This window comes from Cellvibrio mixtus subsp. mixtus J3-8 (assembly GCF_000766945.1).
Lineage (GTDB): Bacteria > Pseudomonadota > Gammaproteobacteria > Pseudomonadales > Cellvibrionaceae > Cellvibrio > Cellvibrio mixtus_A.
The window spans coordinates 18,729-39,507 of record NZ_KN266217.1 but is presented as its reverse complement, the minus strand read 5'-3'; the positions used below and the strand labels follow the sequence as shown (position 1 = coordinate 39,507).

Annotated in this window: 17 protein-coding genes and 1 pseudogene; 9 read left to right on the top strand and 9 right to left on the bottom strand. The window is 47.2% G+C overall.

The features are described from left to right. Nucleotides 1-24: 24 nt before the first annotated feature. From A596_RS21095 to A596_RS21075, 5 genes are all read right to left on the bottom strand, one after another. Complete coding sequence (locus tag A596_RS21095; protein WP_039918652.1) at nucleotides 25-342, bottom strand: DUF3325 domain-containing protein; 318 nt, start codon at nucleotides 340-342, stop codon at nucleotides 25-27. After that, a complete protein-coding gene (locus A596_RS21090) occupies nucleotides 335-2,023 on the bottom strand; it encodes a PepSY-associated TM helix domain-containing protein (RefSeq protein ID WP_039918650.1) in 1,689 nt (562 codons plus the stop codon). Before A596_RS21090 ends, A596_RS21095 begins: the two co-directional genes overlap by 8 nt. Before the next feature lie 10 nt (nucleotides 2,024-2,033). Then, entirely contained in the window at nucleotides 2,034-2,330 is a 297-nt protein-coding gene (locus A596_RS21085; RefSeq protein ID WP_039918649.1) for a hypothetical protein, read from the bottom strand. A 158-nt stretch (nucleotides 2,331-2,488) separates the two neighbouring features. Beyond that, on the bottom strand, nucleotides 2,489-3,064 hold the full coding sequence (locus A596_RS21080; RefSeq protein WP_039918647.1) for a DUF1003 domain-containing protein: 576 nt from the start codon (nucleotides 3,062-3,064) through the stop codon (nucleotides 2,489-2,491). 282 nt (nucleotides 3,065-3,346) lie between these two features. Then, a complete protein-coding gene (locus A596_RS21075; protein ID WP_039918645.1) occupies nucleotides 3,347-5,533 on the bottom strand; it encodes a TonB-dependent siderophore receptor in 2,187 nt (728 codons plus the stop codon). Between the two features lie 261 nt (nucleotides 5,534-5,794). Here A596_RS21075 and A596_RS21070 point away from each other — a divergent pair, with 261 nt between their 5' ends. Continuing rightward, entirely contained in the window at nucleotides 5,795-6,691 is an 897-nt protein-coding gene (locus A596_RS21070) for a LysR family transcriptional regulator (RefSeq protein WP_039918644.1), read from the top strand. Between the two features lie 34 nt (nucleotides 6,692-6,725). Continuing rightward, nucleotides 6,726-7,334, top strand: coding sequence for a YigZ family protein (locus tag A596_RS21065; RefSeq protein ID WP_039918642.1), 609 nt, complete (start codon nucleotides 6,726-6,728; stop codon nucleotides 7,332-7,334). A 328-nt stretch (nucleotides 7,335-7,662) separates the two neighbouring features. On the opposite strand, the gene malQ is transcribed toward A596_RS21065, so the two are convergent. Continuing rightward, a complete protein-coding gene (gene malQ / locus A596_RS21055) occupies nucleotides 7,663-9,186 on the bottom strand; it encodes a 4-alpha-glucanotransferase (RefSeq protein WP_039918639.1) in 1,524 nt (507 codons plus the stop codon). Between the two features lie 471 nt (nucleotides 9,187-9,657). On the opposite strand from malQ, the gene A596_RS21050 reads away from it, so the two are divergent. The 7 genes and pseudogenes from A596_RS21050 to A596_RS21020 all read left to right on the top strand — a co-directional run bounded on the left by A596_RS21050 (nucleotide 9,658) and on the right by A596_RS21020 (nucleotide 17,697). Further along, the gene (locus A596_RS21050; RefSeq protein WP_039918638.1) at nucleotides 9,658-9,879 is read left to right on the top strand and encodes a hypothetical protein; all 222 of its coding nucleotides are present in this window, start codon (nucleotides 9,658-9,660) and stop codon (nucleotides 9,877-9,879) included. A 98-nt stretch (nucleotides 9,880-9,977) separates the two neighbouring features. Beyond that, nucleotides 9,978-10,247: pseudogene (locus A596_RS23910) on the top strand (alpha/beta hydrolase family protein); the annotation flags it as partial. A 167-nt stretch (nucleotides 10,248-10,414) separates the two neighbouring features. Further along, nucleotides 10,415-11,266 (top strand): YciI family protein, encoded by an 852-nt coding sequence (locus A596_RS21040; protein WP_039918634.1) that lies wholly within the window; start codon nucleotides 10,415-10,417, stop codon nucleotides 11,264-11,266. 339 nt (nucleotides 11,267-11,605) lie between these two features. Then, a complete protein-coding gene (locus A596_RS22415; protein WP_052417767.1) occupies nucleotides 11,606-12,157 on the top strand; it encodes a TetR/AcrR family transcriptional regulator in 552 nt (183 codons plus the stop codon). 16 nt (nucleotides 12,158-12,173) lie between these two features. After that, entirely contained in the window at nucleotides 12,174-13,310 is a 1,137-nt protein-coding gene (locus A596_RS21030; RefSeq protein WP_039918633.1) for an efflux RND transporter periplasmic adaptor subunit, read from the top strand. Next, the gene (locus A596_RS21025; protein WP_039918631.1) at nucleotides 13,310-16,384 is read left to right on the top strand and encodes an efflux RND transporter permease subunit; all 3,075 of its coding nucleotides are present in this window, start codon (nucleotides 13,310-13,312) and stop codon (nucleotides 16,382-16,384) included. Before A596_RS21030 ends, A596_RS21025 begins: the two co-directional genes overlap by 1 nt. A gap of 32 nt (nucleotides 16,385-16,416) precedes the next feature. Beyond that, nucleotides 16,417-17,697 carry a DUF445 domain-containing protein gene (locus tag A596_RS21020; RefSeq protein WP_039918630.1) on the top strand — a complete coding sequence of 427 codons (1,281 nt, stop codon included), beginning with the start codon at nucleotides 16,417-16,419 and terminating at the stop codon, nucleotides 17,695-17,697. On the opposite strand, the gene A596_RS22410 is transcribed toward A596_RS21020, so the two are convergent. From A596_RS22410 to A596_RS21005, 3 genes are all read right to left on the bottom strand, one after another. Then, nucleotides 17,681-18,997, bottom strand: a complete 1,317-nt coding sequence (locus tag A596_RS22410) for a multiheme c-type cytochrome (protein WP_052417766.1) — start codon at nucleotides 18,995-18,997, stop codon at nucleotides 17,681-17,683. The genes A596_RS21020 and A596_RS22410 overlap by 17 nt on opposite strands. Before the next feature lie 14 nt (nucleotides 18,998-19,011). Continuing rightward, entirely contained in the window at nucleotides 19,012-19,284 is a 273-nt protein-coding gene (locus A596_RS21010; protein WP_039918628.1) for a sulfurtransferase TusA family protein, read from the bottom strand. Nucleotides 19,285-19,371: 87 nt separating this feature from the next. Beyond that, nucleotides 19,372-20,779 (bottom strand): YeeE/YedE family protein (locus tag A596_RS21005; protein WP_039918698.1); only part of this gene is annotated, 1,408 nt, incomplete at its 5' end.

Below are 20,779 nucleotides of genomic sequence, written 5' to 3'. Positions count from 1 at the left end.
CAGGTCAAAACAGCAAGCAGCAGCCTAGCTGGCTGCTTTTGCCCAAAAGATCAATACAGAAAACAGCCGTGGACGCCAGCTAAAAGTGAAGGCAACTATCAAAGTTGCTGCCGCCAGCAACATCACCCATACCAATGACGCCATAGACGCGTGATCGGTAAACAGGCACAACACCAATGAAGCAAACAACGACAAACTACCCAACAGGCGCAGCACTTTTGCAGTGCTTTCGGAAGGTTGATCAGTGCGCACTTGTTTCCAGTGCACATCCATCGCCAGGGCTAACCATGCACAACCCAGAACACACAATAGCGTAGCGGCAGCGAGTAACAAATTAACCATGTTGTACCCCTGCCCCGGCAAAATCTGTTGCCCCCTGCACCGGAGCGCCTTGCTCCCTACGGCGTAAATGGCGTGCAGCGATCAACGCTAATACACCCCCAACAAGGATCGATAGATCCAGACCTGCCACCGGCCAATACCCCTCACCCAGCGTTTTCAGCAGATGATCGCCCGTCGTTACCCAGTTCAGTATTACAGTCACCGGTGCAAGTACGGCCAATGCCAAACATTGCTCACGCCATGCCGGGTTGATTTCTCCTTGCACTACCGGCGCGCTACGTAAGAACGCATGGGCCATGGCCACCACCCAGGTACCCCAGAAAAAGTACTCTTCCAGATCGCCACGGCCGGGCCATCCAAAAGGCAAACTGGCTGGCAGCAAACGGTTGGCAATCAGGATTCCCAAGGTTGCCAGCAGCATACCGGTCACGGTAGTAACCGCGAGCGCATCGACGATGCGGCCATTCTGGCTGCCCTCTTTCGCATATTGGCGTTTGCGTTTTTCGACAAAGAAAATAAACCCGGTCGCGATACACACACAACCCGCAAGGCCACCCAATACGTACAACCAACGCAGCATCCAATGACGGAAATGCTGTAAATGCAGGCCGGTCAGGAATTCGTTAATACTTTCAACTGCCGTTGGAGGCAGGTCTTCGCGCAGTACTTCACCAGTGCTGGCTTTGAAGTGGATTCCCTGGCCGGTCAGGGCAATACGATCCGTACCAGCGCGATAGATACTCACATAACCATTGGTATCACCCACGTGGCGCAGGGTAAGGAAGCCAACATCGCCCCCCATACCACGCTCCGCCCAGCGGCGCTGCGCTTCCACCACCATGGCATCCACCGAGGCAATCGGTGCAGGTACGCCAGCGCGGTCATGTGGCAAACCGGTTTCCTGTGCCTCGATCACTTCATGTTGATCGTGCAATGGCTTCATTTGGGTGTGGGACACCGGAAAATAGATGCCGGCAAAAATCACCAGCCCGGTAAAGGCAAAGAAAAAGTGAAATGGCAGTGCAACGACACCGGTAAGGTTGTGCAAATCCAGCGTGCTGCGCTGGGTGCTTTTCTTCGGGCGAAAGGTAAATAACTCGCGGAATATTTTGCGATGCATAACCACACCGCTCACCAGCGCCGCCAACATAACCAACGAGGCGAAGCCTACAATCCAGTAGCCTAGATTTGCCCAGTGAAAATGGAGGCTGTAATGCAGTGGATAGAAAAAGCCGCTGCCGATTTTGAGCTGATCATCAGGAAATGCCACGCCCGTGCGCGGATCAATAGTGCGATTCCCCCAGACGGTCACATCCGGCTCTTTCGCATTGGGTACCTCATAACCGGCAAAAATTGTGAGTACCGGATCGCGGTGGGTGGTGTAAGCGCCCCAGGTAACTATCGTGTCAAAACGCTCCGGCATCGGGCCATTCACTTTGTCACGCGCGAAGTCGATACTTTCCTTGCTCGGTTGCATACCCTCAAAAACAGGTTTGAGCAAAGTGTCGAACGATGGCATCGGTTGCGGTTCAAAACGCGATTCCGGAATTGCCCAGCGGTCTATCTCGCGGTCAAATACCGACAGCGCACCGAAGAAAAATACTGCCATCAGCACAAAGCCCAATACCAGGCCGAACCAGGTATGTAACCACGCCATCGACAAACGGAAATTCTGGAACATGGAAGCCCCCCTAGAGCAGCGATTGCTGGATCAGGGCGCCGATACCGGTCATTAGCAAACCGCCACCAACCAATATCATCCACACCCGTTTCAAATTGGATGCAGCAAACGCCCATAAAAATACAACGAGGAACAGTAAAAACCCGAGGATATTAGACAGGGCTTCAGCATCGTGAAATGGCAGTCCCACCGCGTAAAATCCGGCCAACCCAAGGGCGATGAAGCCCCACACAAACGCATAACCGCCGAGGACGCCGGCGCCGATACGTGCAATCACGTGGCGGGTTGAAAGTGTTGATGTAGACATAATGATCCCGGCAATACGCCATCAGCTCCGAATCTGATAACTTAACAGGTGCGCAAAGATTATCAAATGATAATTTTTCTCATTTTAAGTCAAGTAAAGTTTTAAAGGCAATGAAAGTTTGGGAAAGAAGTGTTTATGTCCATCCTTATCCATGTTCCTTATATTTCCCCCTGTCGCTTTTCCGATTGCAGCAATTGGGTCAAAAGCTCTATTTGCTTTTGTTGCTGGTTAATAATGTCAGTGAGGTGCTCTCCCCTGAGCGCATCCAATTTATCGTGCAATGCCATAATTTCGATTTCCGCCTTCAGGTTCACCTCATAATCGTGCATGGTGATTTGACGGTCTTTTGCTGATTGCCGATTTTGGCTCATTAAAATGACAGGGGCTTGTACAGCGGCCAACATTGATAGCACCAGATTTAAAAACACATAAGGATAGGGATCAAAGGCGGTTTTCCCCAGAATTTCGGTATTCAGAATTGCCCAGGAAATCATAAAGCCGCCAAATAACCCGATAAACAACCAGGAACCACCAAATGCCGCCACCCGATCCGCAAGGCGCTCCCCAAGCGTCGCCGACTGATCCAGTTTACGCGTAGGGTCTTCGGTCATGGCCTGGTGTTTTATCACATGCTCCAGTGCCGACCGTTCGATGTGATCAAGTTTGTCTGCACTGCGACCAAACCAGCGTGTTGCTGCCTCAAAATAATTAAAAGGGATATTAATTTTTTTCATCACAAGGTCCTTTAAGAAAAATGTAAAAACAAATTATGGGTCATTTTATTAATACCGTATTAATTCCAACCGCTTCTTTTCTTAATAGAACAATATTAAAAGTGCAACAGCCGTCCCCATTGTTCTCCGGGTTGCCCGATTATTGAAACATTTTAAGGTTAAAAAAACGCTTATAAATTTCCGCCATAAATGCATTTATTGCCAAGGGTGGAACTCATATTTCTTAAAAAAAAGCCGCTCATCAAGAGCGGCATTTTCTAAAAATTCAGCAGTAATCTATTTTTAGAATTTGTACCTCACTGCTGCGGTTGCGCTACGGGTATCACCAAAATCGGAATAGCCCCACATGGAGCGGTTGTAAATTTCGTCGAACAGGTTATCGATGTTGAGCGACACCGACAGCGAATCGGTAATTTCGTAACGCCCCATCACATCTACCAACCAATAAGACGGTTGCTCTTGCTTAACATAGATTGCTTTTCCGGTTGAACTGATTGCCGCAGGAATAGTGGCATCGCCATAAGAATAATTTTGCCAGCGCGCACTCGCACCGACCGTTAAACCATTACTGAGGGAATAACTATTAGTGATTTTAAATTGCCTGGTGGGTAGATAAGTCTGGCGAGGGTTGCCCTCTTTATCTTCTGCTTTGTTATCGGTGTAGCCACCACTGATATTCCAGCGCTCGGTTAACGCCCCGGAAATTTCAACTTCGTAACCGTCAGTTTTTACACCATCGATACTCTTATAAATCAAGGTCCCATTAGGCAACTTACCTGCATTGGCATACTCGGCAACATTGTCTTTATTTGCGCGATACACCGCTGCGGAAATATTAAGCTCGTTATCAAAGAACGCCATTTTGATGCCGGCTTCGGTGTTAGTACCTTCTGTTGGGTCCAATACATTTCCATCGGCGCCGTATTGTTGAACGGGCAGGAAAATACCGGTGTAACTGGCGTAGAGCGAGAGGAAACTATTTACGTCATACACAAGGCCAGTGTAGGGGATAACCACGTTGTTTTCAGAAGTGCTCACTATCGTTTTGTTAATCAAATCAGTGTTGAGGTAACTCCAGTCGCTAACGCGGCCACCGAGCATAAATTTCAATGGATCAGCGAGATTAAAACGCACAGTTCCATAAATACCGGATTGCTCACCTTCCTCAATCGATCTGGATAGTCCATAGGGAGACGACGGACCTGAGTAGTCGGGGGCATCGGCATGAGGATGATTGAGGTTGTAAACCGGCATATCGGCATAATCAAACAACAAACCAAATTCGTTGCTGCTGTAGCTGTAACCAAATACTACGTCGTGGTCGCGCCCCAAAAGCCCGAACTCGCCGTTAGCCACTATGTTGAAACTTTCAGTGTCAGAGGTGCGATCAGAATAGAGTGCGTAAGGAGTTGTCCATGGATCAACTAAATTGCCCGTCGCTTTATCCACATAAGCACCAAAGCTGGCATTACTCACATCCTGGGTTGCCTTCGCGAAACGGTAAATCGCTTTCACGCTCCAGCTATCGCTAAAATCATGTTTGATGTAAGGGGTAATGCTCCACTGTTCAATAAAACGATGCGCCCATTCGTGGCCAGTCGAGAAAGAAACATCGTGATCAATCAGGGTGCCATCGGTATAAAACGCCGGGTTGGAACTCCAGTTGTAAACACCGCGCGAATTCACTTTGGTTTTATCGATTGCGACCGAGGCCAGGGTATCCGGTGTGAGATCGGTTTCGATGATGCCATACACCACGGATTTATCGCGCGAGTAACGGTCGATATAGGAGTCGCCATCCATGTAGGAACCAATGAAACGCCCGCGTACACTGCCGGATTCATTCAATGGACCGGAAATATCGCCCTCAGTACGGTAAGTATCCCAACTACCTAACGATCCCATTAAGGATGCTTTAAAGTCGGTCGTCGGACGTTTGCGAATCATATTCACTGTCGCCGATGGCTCGCCCTGCCCGCCCAGAATACCAGCGGCACCTTTTAATATTTCAATACGCTCAGCCAGGATAGGATCGATACTCTGGCTGGTATCGCCGGAATATGTAGAGTTAGCCGGTGTCGTAATCATTCCATCGACCTGCACACCGGTATCCAGTTGGAAACCGCGCACATACATCACACTGTATTCGGACGCATCGCCCGATTTGCTCACACCGGGAACATGGTCGAGCACCTGTTCCATGTCCACCAGACCTTTATCTTCGATCATCTGGCTGGTCACGATAGTGACGGTTTGTGGGGTCTCACGCAGGGTCATATCCAGGCCAGTGGCACCATTCATGGATTGGGTGGTGTAACTTCCCTGAACCAGGATTTCCTCTACCACCGGGTTAGCCTTTTTGCCTTTTACAGGGGCTTTTTCAGCCGTGATTTGCGCCATGCTGGCCTCGGGAAGAGCGGCCCAACATAAAGCGCTAATAACGATAGCGAGGTATTTTTTTGTAGGCATAGAGGCACCTTAAATAACGGATATATAGAGTGGTGCGCAATGTATTCATAATGATAATTGTTTTCAATAAATAATTATTAACATTTGTAAAATAATTCAGATATAACCTTTAATAGTGAGAAAACTTGGGTTATGGATGAGTACCATTGCAATGTCTCCACTAACAAGGAACCTGCGCAGGCTGTCTATTCATGATAAAAAATGGTATTTTTTCAAAAAATGATTAGTTTTTTTCATAAATAGGTTTATGAGTAATCCTACATGCTGGAAAGAATCCATTTAGCCGTAGTCCGCGAAGTTGACCGCCAGGGGTCGCTTACCGCCGCCGCTGAAAAATTGCACCTCACCCAATCTGCATTGAGCCACACCATCAAAAAACTGGAACAGAACCTGGGGACGGATATCTGGCTGCGCGAAGGCCGCAGCCTGAAACTCACCCAGGCCGGGCAATATTTATTAGCAGTTGCCAACCGCGTGTTACCGCAACTTGATCACGCCGCGGAGCGCATACGCCAGTACGCAGAAGGCGAACGCGGCGCGTTGCGTATCGGAATGGAATGCCACCCGTGCTATCAATGGTTACTGAAATTGGTTTCGCCATTTTTATCCGCGTGGCCGGATGTAGACGTGGATGTTAAACAAAAATTTCAATTCGGCGGATTGGGCGCGCTGTTTGGTTATGAAATTGATTTATTGGTAACACCGGATCCACTCTACAAACCGGGTTTGCATTACGAACCGGTATTTGATTACGAGCAAGTGCTGGTAGTGAACAGCACCCACCCACTCGCAAAAACTACTTATGTTGAGCCAACACAATTAAGCAACGAAGTATTAATCACCTATCCGGTAAGTATTGAGCGGCTGGATATTTACAACCAGTTTTTATCGCCCGCCGGTGTCAGCCCGAAACGCCACAAACCTATTGAAACAACAGACATCATGATGCAAATGGTGGCGAGCGGGCGCGGCGTGACCGCATTACCGCGTTGGCTGGTAGAAGAATACGCAAGCAAACTGGATGTAGTGCCGCTACGCCTCGGCAAACAAGGTATCCATAAAAATATTTTCCTGGGTATTCGCGAACCGGATATGTCGATTGATTACCTGCGCGCATTTGTGGATTTGGCTCGCCAATTCCGTGCAGCCAATAAATAATCACTATCGATCACAACGAACTAAATTGCAGACTATGTCTTACACTATTCTCGCAGCTACCATTGAATCCTGTACCGAAGAAAAGAACAGCGAATTTCTAACATTTTTGCACCCGGTAACTTCACGCGAAGAAGCCATGGCGCATATTGAGCATTACCGCAAACAATATCCGGATGCGAATCATGTGTGCTGGGCCTATGTGATTGGCAATACACGACAACCGCAAACACAAGCATTTAGCGATGATGGCGAACCATCCGGCACCGCTGGAAAACCCATGCTGCACGTACTCACCGAGCGCGAGGTTGGCAATTCACTCGCCGTCGTGGTGCGTTATTTTGGTGGAGTGAAGTTGGGTGCGGGTGGATTAGTCCGGGCTTATTCTGCAGCGGTTTCCGATGCGGTTAGTATTGCCTCTCTATTGCAGGTAACGCCCAGTGTGCAAATTAATGTTTCGGTAGATTTTTCACGCGAGACCAAAATCCGCCATCTGGCCAATCAATTTGACGGAAAAATCTTGCAGGTGGATTACGCTACCGCCGTTACACTGAGCATCAGTTTACCCTCAGCACAGTTGGAAAACTTTACGCAGCATGTTATTAATGAAACAGCTGGCAACGCCATAGTCGCTATAAAAAAATAAATTATCAGGCGCTGATATTTCAAAAATAATTGACTGTAAAATAACCCGGAAAAAAACGCAGAAAGATCATTTGAACCATTGCATCAACAATCACCCTCAACCGCAGATTTTTTATCCAGCCAATATATTTTGAATCCCCGTGCCCACGCCAGCGTGTAAACAAAACTCAGGAAAAATATTCCCCATTGTTGCTCACTGTAGGAAATATAAAACCAGAACGGCTGCCCTGCCAATCCAAACCAACAAGCGTATTTACGGCGATGCAATTTCGGATCCTGGCTCAACCATACAGACAGGACGCCCAGGATCGCGATAATCGTCTGGCTTATCATACTGGTTGCGAAAGGCGCTGATATTTTTCCAGTCGCTGTTTTATAGCACCTGCAAGGCCAGGGTCAACCTGCGACCATGAAAAGCGCCAACGCCAGTTTTTATCGGGTGTGCCCGGCATATTCATCCGGCTATCACTATCCAGTGCCAAAAAATCCTGCAGCGGAATAATGGCGAGCTTCGCTACTGATGAGAGCGCCATATCAATTAAAAACCACGGCATTTCAGCGTCAGACTGGAAATCATAATGTTCAAATCGTTCGCGGTCTTCATCACTCATTTGCTTAAACCAGCCCACAGTCGTGTCATTATCATGGGTGCCGGTATAAACAATATTATGCTCGGTGTGGTGATGAGGCTGGAGCTGGTTATCATCGCTCTCAAACGCAAAATGCAGTACCAACATGCCAGGCAAATTGAATTTCAACCGTAAATCTTCAATTTCTTGCGTAATTTCACCCAGGTTTTCAGCCACCAATTTTAAATCCGGATAACGATCAAAGGATGCTTGCAATAACGCGTCACCCGGGGTCTTGATCCATTTGCCTTCGCGGGCGTCTTCATTTTTACCGGGAATTTCATATACAGAATGAAAACCACGGAAGTGATCGATGCGGATAATATCAAACAATTTTTTTTGTGTTCCGAAGCGCGCCAGCCACCACTGGAATCCATCTTGCTCCATAACATCCCAGCGATAATGTGGATTGCCCCAACGCTGGCCGGATTCAGAAAATGAATCCGGTGGCACGCCGGCAACGGTGAGTGCCTGGCCATTTTCCTCCAACGAAAAATAGTGTTGTGCAGCCCATACATCCGCACTGTTATGGCCAACAAAAATAGGGATATCACCAAAAATCGCAACACCTTTTTGGTTGGCGTAATTTTTTAATGTGAGCCACTGGGCGTAAAACGAAAATTGCTCGAAGTAAACGCTATTAATATCATCCTGCAATTCGTTTTTCTGTTGTTCCAGTGCGCCCGATTCACGCTTGCGTAGTGCTTCAGGCCAATCCACCCAGCTACTGCCGTTGAAGCGGCGCCCCAGTGCAACAAATAATGCAAAATCATCAAGCCAAAATGCTTCCTGCTGGCGAAAAGATTCAAATTGTTGTCGCGTTTCTGTACCAGCATCACTATTGAGATAGTGAAAAAATGAAGGTGCACAACGACGGCGTAATTCAGCAAGGCCTTGCCGGCTCTTTTCATCCAGTTGCAAATTATTTTTATCGATCCAGCCGCGCGCCGCCAAATCATCCAGGCTAATTAAATCCGGATTACCCGCATGCACCGATGAAGATTGGTAAGGTGATAAATTATCTTCTGTAGGCACCAGTGGTAGCACCTGCCACACCCTTAAACCGGCAGCGGCCATAAAATCCACAAAATTAAACGCTTCCTTTCCAAAAGTCCCCGAAGCATTTTGCTGCTCATCACCCCAATAACTCTCCGAACCAGGCAAGGATGTAGGGTGCAATAAAATACCGGCTGTGCGTTGTTCAAATAGATTAGGGGATGGCATAAGTATTCCTTACCTTCGGCGAGTTAAAATAAAATTTCGTTACCTCTCTTGCTTAAGCAATTTAAAAGCCAATTTATTAATTCGGTTTCCTATTAATGAATGTTCAAATAAAACGCAAAAAAATAATCAAAAACCAATAATTACAGGAAATATGCCGATGGTTATTTATAGATAAGTGACAAACGTATTGGAATTACTTTATTTTTGCTATGTATGAATTTCAATTTATGTCATTCCTTCAACGCCGCTACCGAATGGTTGTCGTTCCAAACTGCTAATGTTGCGCCTCAACTATCATTTTTCCTGATTTTTCTATTTGCTACACCCGCCAAGCTTCATTGGCCCCTTACTTGCAAATGTCCTTATCAACTCAATGTCACACAAAATTTTATACTGCAAATTTCCCGGTATAGGAAAGCCGATCAGCGCCTTCCCCCGCTTTAATATTTATTGTTTACAACGGAGCTCTGTATGTCGCGGCCTATCCAACTTGATCCTGCTAATGAAAAATTTTTCCAGTCCCATGTCATTGTTTTCCATAAACCCGCTCAAGGCTGTTACAAATCTGTTCAGGGCTGCACTGGTAAGAATATTATCGATCAACAGCTACCAGACCAAACCAACAAACATGAACCGGAATTTCTACAGCGTTCATCGGTTGTTATTTTCAAAACAAAATTACACAACAAATAAATCCTGAACTGCCGCCGCCGAGGGTGATCGCACTGTAATTCCGTTTATGGTCCTGCCGGGCATTTGTCAGCTATTGGAAACGTCAATTCGCCAATGGAGCAATAGATAACGCTGCTTTGGAGGCTGTTTCGCCCGTAAATTTTGCACAACACTTTAAAGCACCTGTACTCTTGATTCACGGGACACGCGATCAAACCGTTCCTGTTGAACAGTCTGAACGCATGAATTCAGCACTGAAATCGGCCAGGAAACCTGTCACGTTTATCGAGCTGGACAAAGAAAACCACTATCTCCAGGAAAGTGAAACACGATTAAAGACGCTTGAAGAAAGTATCAAATTTGTTAACAAACATATTGGACATCAATAAAAACACCGAACAACTTCATTGAGTTAACCCTCAGTGGAGTTGCTATGGGTTTGTCAAACAGGAATAAATATTTTTTCCTATTGTCGATTTAATAACGGTTGGCTCGACTATGGGTAGAAGACATCAACCCTACCCTAAACAATGGTCTACATATAGGAGAGACAACAATGAAAGTCATGGTAATGGTTAAAGCATCCCCCGGTTCAGAAGCAGGCAAAATGCCGACAGAAGAGCTCATGACCGCAATGGGCAAATATAATGAAGAACTGGTAAACGCCGGCATTATGGAATCCGGGGATGGACTCAAGCCCAGCAAAGAAGGCTATCGAGTGCGTTTTAGCGGCGACAAGCGCGTTGTCACTACAGGCCCGTTCACAGAAACCAACGAATTAATTGCCGGTTATTGGATCTGGAATGTGAAGTCCATAGAGGAAGCATTGGAGTGGGTAAAAAAATGTCCCAACCCAATGGACGACGAAGAATCCGATATCGAAATCCGTACCTTTTACACCATCGATGATTTTGCAGTGGCAGATCCCGATGGCAAAGTGCGCGAACAGGAAGATCAATTGCGCCAGACCCTCGCATTGCGTAAAGCCACCGTGAATAATTATTTGTTTTTTTCCGGGCGCTGCGAAGAAGCGATTAATTTTTATCGACAACACTTGGGCGCAACGGTAAACATGATGTTGCGTTTTAATGAAAGTCCCGATCCGGTTCCCGAAGGTATGTTGCAGGAAGGTTTCGAAAATAAAATCATGCACGCTGATTTTACCCTCGGCAATGTCAATATCCTGGCCTCCGATGGCTGTGATGATGCAACCAGTTTTAGTGGTTTCCGCCTGACCTTAACCGTTCCCACAGCGGAAGACGCGCACCGTGTTTTTGATGCGCTGGCAACGGGCGGTACCGTGGATATGGCGCTTGCGAAAACATTCTGGTCACCACTTTACGGGCAAGTTACCGATCAATTTGGTGTGGGCTGGATGGTAATGTTGCCGGAAGGCGCAGCAGCGTAATCAATACGCGCGCACCAGGCCGGGTAATCACCGGCGGACGCCGCATTACAACCAGGAATATCGACAGCTACCGAAATCCTGTAGCTGTCGGTTGACCGCTTGATGATAACGGGGGCCGGTCGTATAACTATTGCAGGCGTCCCACGTTTCCCGCACCCACCGCCTTTGCATTCATCTTCTGCACCGCCCCATCCATGTTCGAGCCCGCCGCCGCCAGCACTTCTTTCGTGTAGGCCAGGATAAATTTTTTCCCGCTAAAATAAATTTGGTATTTTTACCAACTTTTGGTATTTTTACCTAAATAGATCAAATGCCATTCCGAATGCAGGTAATAATCCGGTGAAAACTAAAGAAAAAATACTTAATGCGGCCCTGGAGGTCCTTGTGGAGGAAGGGTTTAACGCACTAACCCAAACTCGCGTTGCCGAGTTTGCGGGCGTTCGGCAAGGCTTGCTCACCTATCACTTTCCCAAACGCATTGATCTGTTAACGGCGGTGGTAGATGAGAGTAAAAAGCGCATGACTGAATCGCGATTCGGCCCGAACACCCACCCCTTCACCCTCGCCGCACTAAAAGAACTCATGATTCATTTCGCGATTAACAAAACGTTTCCCCGCCTTATGCTGGCACTCACCGTAGCCGCCGATGAAGATCCATCGCTTGCAGAATGGTTTGTTGAAAGTGACCTGGATACCCGTAGAAAAATGCGCGAGCTGATCAAGCACTCAGGGTGGCAAGTTGAAGAAAGTGTTCTCCATACCCTGCGCTCAATTGTCGTAGGCGCATCGCTTATTAATCTGCAACAAAACACCGCTGAATCAGAAGAACGCGTAAAGCTGGTGATTGACTCCGCGTTCAAATATCTCACTGACAACCTCAAACCGCTATAAATTCCAGGATATGAACATGTTTTTATCGAATTACAACGATCGGGATGAATGCGATTGCAAGCACTTGGTACTGAATATTATTGTGGCCATCGGTTTATTCCTGATGACATTTGTCCCCTTTGCATTTGCAGCAGACACCACTACGGAAAACAACGAAGCACCGCGAACCCAGGTTACAACGGCCGAAGCAAAAACCGCCGACTGGGCAGTCTCTATTCCTGCGCAAGGTGAAGTATTGCCATGGGAAGTTGCGATTATCAGCGCAAAAACCAATGGTATAGGGGCAACGGAAATAAAAGTGGTAGAGGGCGATAGTGTGCGCAAAGGCCAGGTGCTTGCGCGCTTTGATGATCGCTTGTTAAAAGCAGAATTGGCACAAGCAAAAGCCAATCTCGCGCTTGCTGCATCCAATTTGCAACTGGCCACTAATAATTTAAAACGTTTTGAACAACTTAAAATAAAACAAACATTAAGCGAACAGGAATTTGAACAGGTTTCCACCCAGGCAGCGACTGCAATGGCCACGCGCGATCAAGCCGCCGCCGCCGTGACACTCGCTGAAGTGAAGCTGGCAGATGCAACGGTAATCGCACCCGATGATGGAAAAATCCTGGAGCGCAATATCGAATTGGGCAAAGTGCCCGGCACTGGTGAAGTACTATTTCGCTTGTTGCGCCAGCACAAACTCGAATGGGTGGTGCAAATTAATGCGGAAGACCTGGATCGGGTAAAACCGAATATGTTGGCGCAAATTAATGTAGCGAATAACAAAACCCTGCCGGGAAAAATTCGCAGCGTTTCACCACAACTCAATAGCAACTCGCGCCTCGCAACAGTACGTGTGATTCTGGATGGATCGCCTGATCTCGCGGTAAATACCTATGCCGATGGAAAAATCCTGATCGGCAATGCGAAAGCGATCATCGCACCCGCAGACACACTGGTCATCAAAGACGGAAAAACCTGGGTATTTCGCTTAAAAAATAATAGTGCCGAGCAAGTTCTTGTGACTTTGGGGCGCCGTGTCGGGCAGGAAATTGAAATTCTTTCCGGCGTTAATGCGGGTGATGTATTGGTATGGGAAGGCGCAGGTTTTTTAAATGACGGTGACAAGATCGCAGTGAAAACCGCGCACACCACTGGAGCCCAATAATGAATTTTGCAACCTGGTCACTGCGTAATCCCAGCGCGGCTATACTGATTTTCATTTTATTAACCTTCTCCGGCCTATGGGGATTCCACCAGCTTAACGTGCAGGATTTCCCCGACCTGGATTTGCCGATGGTCAATGTTTCATTGAACCAACCCGGCGCAGCGCCCACGCAATTGGAAACCGAAGTCGCACGCAAAGTAGAGGACGCACTCGCAAATTTGCAATTGCTGCGTCACACGCACACTACTATTTCGCGCGGCAATGTTTCAATCGTGGTTGAATTCGACCTGGAGAAAAAGTTATCCGATGCCGTTGCCGATGTTAAAGATGCACTGGATAGCATTCGCAGTGATTTACCACCGGACTTGCTTGAACCACAAATTAGCAAAGTCGAATTGGGTGCAGATAATCCCACCGTTACCTACGCAGTTTCCGCACCCCATTTATCGGAAGAAGAATTGTCATGGTATGTCGATAACACGCTTGGCAAAAAAATTATGTCGGTGCGCGGCGTGGGAAAATTTACTCGCCTTGGCGGTGTCAGCCGCGAAATACAAGTGTTGGTTGATCCGTTAAAACTCAATGCGCTGGGCGTTACAGCGACGGATTTATCGAAAACCATTAAAGAAATCCAGCAGGAAAATTCGGGTGGCCGCAGCCAGCTAGGGGGTTCGGAACAAGGAGTGCGTACCATTAACACAATGAAAACTGTTGGCGAACTGGAACAACTTCCAATCTCACTCGCTAATGGCGCAACACTACGCCTCGGGCAAGTCGCGCAAGTGATCGATACCAATGCAGAGCGAACACAATCGGCGTTACTCAATGGCGAACCGGCAATAGGTTTTCAAGTATTGCGCTCCAAAGGTTTTGACGAAACCAAATTGGCTGCGGACATTGATCTGGCACTGCAAGAATTAGCAATACAAAATCCGGATGTCTCTTTCCATTTAATTCGTTCAAGCGTACCCAAAATCCTGGAGCAATATGAAGGCTCCATGAACATGCTGTACGAAGGTGCAATTCTCGCCGTGCTGGTCATCTTTTTTTTCCTGCGCGATTGGCGTGCAACGCTGATTGGGGCTATCGCATTGCCACTCTCGATCATTCCAACGTTTGCGTTTATGTCCTGGGCAGATTTTTCGATCAACACCATTACCTTATTGGCAATGGCCGTCGTAGTTGGAGTGCTGGTGGACGACGCAATTGTTGAAGTGGAAAATATTGCGCGTCACCAGCGCATGGGAAAATCCATCAAGCAAGCGACGATTGATGCAGTCAATGAAATTGCCTTGGCAGTAATCGCCACCACCGCCACCTTAGTCGTGGTGTTTTTACCCACAGCGATGATGGGGGGTATTCCCGGCCTGGTGTTTAAACAATTCGGTTGGACGCTGGTTATCGCGGTACTTATTTCGTTATTGGTTGCGCGTATTATCACACCAATGACAGCAGTGTTTTTATTGAAACCCATTGAGCATGAAGAAAAAGAAGGAAAGTTTTTACCGCTTTATCTCAACGCTGCACATTGGTGTTTATTACATCGCAAAACGACGCTTGCCGCAGGTACACTATTTTTTTTGTTGTCGGTGAGTCTCGTTGCATTTTTACCTGCCGGTTTTATTCCTGCATCCGATGAAGGAATGACTTACGTGCAGATTGAAACACCGCCGGGCAGCAGTTTTATTACTACCCAGCAAAAAGCTGAAGAGGTGCGTAAAGCAATTAAAGATATACCCGGTATTGCGCAAATCTTTACCACTGTCGGCACAGCAACAGCCAATGGCGGCGGCGGCAGCATGTCATTGGGTGAAGTGCGTAAAGCAACCTTGATGGTAGTGTTTGCAGCGTCGCGCCCGACACAAACTGAAATTGAAAATAATATTCGCGCGCAACTGGAATCTATCGCAGGCATTAAATATTCAGCGGGTGCCGGCGGCCCGGGTGAAAAATTCCAGATTCTATTGACGGGCGATGACTCACTCGCACTGGCAACCAGTGCGCGCGCCATTGAAAAAGAAATTCGCGAATTGGGATATTTAAGCGGAGTGACCTCCACCGCCAGCCTTGAACAACAGGAAATACAAGTCATCCCGAACAGTATCCAGGCCAGTGAGCGCGGCGTTTCAACCCAGGCGATTGGCGAAACATTACGTATCGCGTTAGCCGGTGATTATGATCATATTTTACCGAAACTAAACCTGGACCAGCGCCAATTGGGAATTCGCGTTATGTTCCCGCCCGGTATGCGTGCGAATGTGGATACCATTGCGAATTTGCGTGTGCATTCCAACAATGGATTGGTACCTTTAAAAAGTGTGGCAACCATTGAGTTGCGCAGCGCGCCGTCACAAATTTTACGGATTGATCGACAACAACAAGTATCAATCTCTGCTGATCTCGGCGGCCACGCGTTAGGCACTGCATTGGACGATGCGAAAAAATTACCAAGCATGCAATCACTCCCCTCATCTGTTCGCTTTATTGAAGGCGGTGATGCGGAAATTATGGTGGATTTATTTATGGGTTTTATTATCGCCCTGCTCACCGGCGTTTTCTGTGTGTATGCGGTGCTCGTGTTGCTGTTTAAAGACTGGTTACAACCCATTACGATTTTATCGGCAGTACCGCTCTCGGTCGGTGGTGCATTTGTGGCGCTCCTGATTGCAGGTTCTGAATTAGGATTACCGGCATTGATTGGCCTGGTAATGCTACTGGGAATCGTGACCAAAAATTCTATCTTGCTGGTTGATTTCGCCATTATTTCGTTACAGCAACCGCACGAATCCAAAAATGCCGCCATCCTTGACGCATCGGGAAAACGTGCGCGCCCGGTGTTGATGACCAGTGTGGCGATGATTGCCGGTATGCTGCCACTGGCGCTCGGCTTTGGCGGTGATGCCAGTTTCCGGCAACCCATGGCAATTGCCGTTATTGGCGGATTAATTACCTCAACTGCATTGAGCTTATTGGTCGTACCTGTTGTCTTTTCTTATATGACCGGCTTTGAAGCACGTTTGAAAAAACGCTTTAAATCCTTTGGGAGCCACCACCCGATCGCCATTGTTGAATAAGTGCCAGCTGTTGTGTAAAAGGAGTGAGCCCAATGACGAAAGAAATTGAATTAAAAAAAACCAAACGCCTGGCGCTCTATTTCCTGGTGTTTGCGGCGCTCACTTTTATTACGACACTTTTTTTACCAGCCACCCTTTGGTGGGTCGGATTAATCCGCGCCATATCGGAAGCCGCTATGGTGGGCGCCCTCGCCGACTGGTTTGCCGTAGTGGCGCTGTTTAAACGAGTTCCCATTCCTGTCGTTTCTGCACACACCGAAATCATTCCCAAAAATAAAGAAAAAATTGCTGATAACCTCGCGATTTTTGTGCGCGATAAATTCCTGGATGTGGATTCATTAGTGGCCCTCATCCAGAAACATGATCCGGCAAAAAAAGCGGCGGATTGGCTTATCGCACCTGGCAACACCAAAAAGCTGGGTGCCTACCTGGTCCGCTTTACCGCCGGCACTATCGATTTTATTGAAGATTCCGCCGTACAGAAATTTATTACCCGCGCTATTCATGCGGTGCTGGATAAAATTGATCTCTCCAATTCCGCCGGTTTGTTGCTGGAAGTGCTAACAAAAAATAAACGGCACCAGGCATTGTTAAATGAAGGCATTAATCAATTTGCGATTTTATTAAGTGAAGAAGGCACCCAGGAATATATCGCTGCCGGTATTGTAGAGTGGTTGAAAGAAGAACATCCCGTGGCAGAAAAGCTCTTGCCTTCAGGCTGGGTTGGAAAAACCGGTGCGGATATCGCCATCAAAGCCGCCAGTCAATTATTAAATGAAGTCAATGAAAATCCTGATCACCCGATTCGAACCAAGTTTGATAATTACACGGCAGAATTTATTGAAAAGTTAAAAACTGATCCGGATTTTTTTGCCAAAGCGGAAGAAATTAAACGCTACTTAAAAGACGATGCAACCTTTAATAGTTATATGGGTGGTTTGTGGCGCGATTTAAAAGACTGGATAAAACACGACTGCCTGGATGAAAATTCGATATTGCACCAAAAAATCAGCGATGCAGGCCAGTGGCTGGGCAAAACACTTTCCGAAGATGAAAGCCTGCGTACATCTCTGAACCTGCATATGGAAGATGCCGCAACCAAAATGGCTCCTGATTTTGCGCAATTTTTAACAACACACATCAGGGACACCGTAAAAAGTTGGGACAGCAAAGAAATGTCGCGGCAGATTGAACTGAATATCGGCAAAGACCTGCAATACATTCGAATCAACGGCACCATTGTCGGCGGATGTATCGGTTGTTTGTTGTATGTAATTTCTCACACCGGCGATATTCTTAATTTTCTTCGGTAAGCGAATAAGTACGTAAATTAAATTGGTATTGGGTGTTCACCGCTTCATCATAAGCAGCCTGTAACAAGGTTAACGTTTCAGCATCCAGTTTATCGCGTTGATCCAGCACCGATAAAAATGTGCGCTCATAATGCTCGCGCGGTTTTACGGTCAGATAAATATCTATTGTACCTTTACTATCAAAATCCGCTGGCAAGGTAGCGCTGATACGGCGCTTTGCCCCGGAGGGAATACGTGTATCTGCCAGTTCCTGCGCAAGCGACACATCTACATTCCAGCCGATAGTATCAGTAGCAATCACACTGAATTTTTTTTCATTGCCAGCGCGATAACGCAATTCCACAATCACTTTTGGCACCATGTACGTGGGAAAATAATGCCCCGCGCCGCTATTAATAATATCCACATAAATCCGGTTGCCATCGCGCGTTAGCTGCGTACTTAACGCATTGGTTACCATGCGTTGATCATGAATGCCTTTCCATTGATGTTTGCGATCCGGCATATGGCAGGATTGGCATTGCTGGCCATTTTTTGCAAATGCCGATTGTTGCCATTGTGCATAGGTATCTTCGCGCAATTTATTATTGGTGCGCGGACCATCTTGCGGAAATTGATGGCAGGCTGCACAAAAGCGGCTGTCCTCAAATGCCGGTGCAATGGTAAATCCGTCATGCGGTAATTGTGCAGCCATTTCTTTTAATGGCTCCGGTCCAAAACGCTGGTGTTTGCGCACGTGACACGATGCACACACCAAACCTTGATGGCCAAGGTCAGCAGGAACGTAAGCAGGTGGTTTTTGTTGCGGCGCATTGGGCCAACCTTGCGCTTGTGCAATCAATGCTTTTTGTTCGGCGAGTGGCGCGTGGCATTTCATACATTGATTGCCATCCGCCTGGGTCATTAAGCGCAATTGCCATAAAATTCCCGGCCCCATAGTCTTGCTGTGCAAACTGTGTTGCCAATCCTGGTATTGCTGCACATGGCATTGGCCGCAGGTTTCCGGTGCGAGCGATGCTTCGTGTGCGGAAAAATGTGCAGGCGGTTTGCCTTGTGGCGAAATAGGATCTTTCCAATGTTGTGCCAGAAAAGCATCCACCGCATCCTGTGGTTGTAAATTGTGGGGTGATAGTGATGCAGAATCGGAAGTATGTTGTTCAATCGTTTCTTTTTTAATAACAGTTTCATTTTTGCCAACGCGCGCAGGCAGCGACTGAGATGGAATAAACCACCACAACGCTACTGCCACGATCATAATTACCAGGCCAAGTGCCGGAATTATTTTGCGCGAGGAATTCATCTAATACTGTAATCCTATGCAGCTTTACGAATTGACCAGGTAAATGTCCCGGACTCTTCATTGCGCACAAATAAATTATCGCCACTGGCAGTACATAAGTAAGTGATAGATTCACCGGAGGATGGATTATCAAATACCACCGTCAGCACTTTGCCACTGTCGATTTTTTTCAGTGCCTTTTCAGTATAAATTTGTACGTGCGGGCACCCATAGCCGCGCACATCCAGTTTGAAATTGCCATCTTCTATTTCTTCAAATACAACTGTTTCTTTTAATTTCAAAGCCATGGTTTACCTCTTTATCTCTGTCATAATTTTCGATTACGAAAATATAAAACATATAAATATAAAATAATTAATTGCATTTGGCGTATATTAAAAATCAGCACCGGTGCGCGCTAATTGCCAATCGATCCAGGCTTTGATGGCTTTCACCGCAACATAACCGCCAAGCGCCATACCTGCCAGAAATACCCAACCACTAATATCGCCATTGGTCACAGTCGCAAAAAAGGCGCCGATGTTACAACCCATGCCAATACGCGAGCCAATGCCCATCAATGCACCACCAACGACTGCCAGTATCACGGTTTCAGTATTGGGCCATTTCCATTTAAATTCGCCAGTGATATTCGCGAGCATCGCCGCGCCCAGAATAATACCGATGGACATCATGCCCGGGGCATTTAAGAGCGGGTTAGGCAAACCGTTTTCCAAACCGAAGAAAATATTGTCCATCATATTGATGCCCAATTTTTCCAATACCCAACCGCCCCATTGCGCTTCTTGCGTAGTGATATACCAATAACCGGGATCAAACACGCTGTCCTGGATCGACAAACCATCGGTATACCCCATTTGCGCAAGCAGCTCACCGAAATTAAAGATATTGTAGTACTCGCGCAGCTCACCTGTGAGCAACATGTGTAAACCTGCAAGAATTCCCAATCCAATACCGGCAATGGCTGTATTGCGCGATTGGATAAACATGGACCAGATACCCGCCAGCTCGTAACGAATTTTTTGTGCAATGTTGTTAACATCTTCACGCGAGTTCTGGCGCACAAAAATTTTGCGGTAGTTAAAGCGATACAAAAGCATCAACAATATCAACGACGGTGCAATCGCAATTAACACGGCATTGGCAATCAAATAACTGGCAAGGTTCTCGCCCCACCCCAACCAGGTATTGGCAGTAGTGCCGGTCAATTCCCATAAATAACCTGCGGTAAATTGATCAAACCAGCCATCAGTTACAGTAAGTTCATCAGGCATTTGTGCGTTCGCCGCATTTGCAGTCCAGGTTTCCGGCACCAGCGCATTTAACCAGCCACCCGCATTCACAAACCAGGCTTGCGAAAATGAAATGGAAAATAAAACCAATGCACCACCCAGATTTCCTTCACCGGTTTTATAGAGTGAGCTGGATGCGCAACCGCCACTAAACACCATACCCAAACCAAAAATGGCACCACCAATCAATACATGCCACCCCAACGGGTGCGCATGAAAACTATTGAAGCCAGCCTCCTGGATAAACGCAGAAATAATCGCGTAGAGGATAATCGCGATAAGCACGCCCACGGCCATGCGCGGCACACCAATCGCAAATAAATCGCGAATGGCAGATGCCATACAAAAACGGCCGTACTGCAAAAAAATTCCGTAGGCGACACCAAACCAGGCATAAATTAATAAATAGATAAAACGCTGGTCCACCGCAAGATAAACCAGCGATACCAATAACACCGCAATCGCAATTGCCGCCGAATATAAATAGCCG

Excerpts from the sequence above, each read along its gene's own strand:
- A596_RS21095 (WP_039918652.1), bottom strand. The coding sequence starts at position 342 with ATGGTTAATTTGTTACTCGCTGCCGCTACGCTATTGTGTGTTCTGGGT.
- A596_RS21090 (WP_039918650.1), bottom strand. The coding sequence starts at position 2,023 with ATGTTCCAGAATTTCCGTTTGTCGATGGCGTGGTTACATACCTGGTTC.
- A596_RS21085 (WP_039918649.1), bottom strand. The coding sequence starts at position 2,330 with ATGTCTACATCAACACTTTCAACCCGCCACGTGATTGCACGTATCGGC.
- A596_RS21080 (WP_039918647.1), bottom strand. The coding sequence starts at position 3,064 with ATGAAAAAAATTAATATCCCTTTTAATTATTTTGAGGCAGCAACACGC.
- A596_RS21075 (WP_039918645.1), bottom strand. The coding sequence starts at position 5,533 with ATGCCTACAAAAAAATACCTCGCTATCGTTATTAGCGCTTTATGTTGG.
- A596_RS21070 (WP_039918644.1), top strand. The coding sequence starts at position 5,795 with ATGCTGGAAAGAATCCATTTAGCCGTAGTCCGCGAAGTTGACCGCCAG.
- A596_RS21065 (WP_039918642.1), top strand. The coding sequence starts at position 6,726 with ATGTCTTACACTATTCTCGCAGCTACCATTGAATCCTGTACCGAAGAA.
- malQ (WP_039918639.1), bottom strand. The coding sequence starts at position 9,186 with ATGCCATCCCCTAATCTATTTGAACAACGCACAGCCGGTATTTTATTG.
- A596_RS21050 (WP_039918638.1), top strand. The coding sequence starts at position 9,658 with ATGTCGCGGCCTATCCAACTTGATCCTGCTAATGAAAAATTTTTCCAG.
- A596_RS21040 (WP_039918634.1), top strand. The coding sequence starts at position 10,415 with ATGAAAGTCATGGTAATGGTTAAAGCATCCCCCGGTTCAGAAGCAGGC.
- A596_RS21030 (WP_039918633.1), top strand. The coding sequence starts at position 12,174 with ATGTTTTTATCGAATTACAACGATCGGGATGAATGCGATTGCAAGCAC.
- A596_RS21025 (WP_039918631.1), top strand. The coding sequence starts at position 13,310 with ATGAATTTTGCAACCTGGTCACTGCGTAATCCCAGCGCGGCTATACTG.
- A596_RS21020 (WP_039918630.1), top strand. The coding sequence starts at position 16,417 with ATGACGAAAGAAATTGAATTAAAAAAAACCAAACGCCTGGCGCTCTAT.
- A596_RS22410 (WP_052417766.1), bottom strand. The coding sequence starts at position 18,997 with ATGAATTCCTCGCGCAAAATAATTCCGGCACTTGGCCTGGTAATTATG.
- A596_RS21010 (WP_039918628.1), bottom strand. The coding sequence starts at position 19,284 with ATGGCTTTGAAATTAAAAGAAACAGTTGTATTTGAAGAAATAGAAGAT.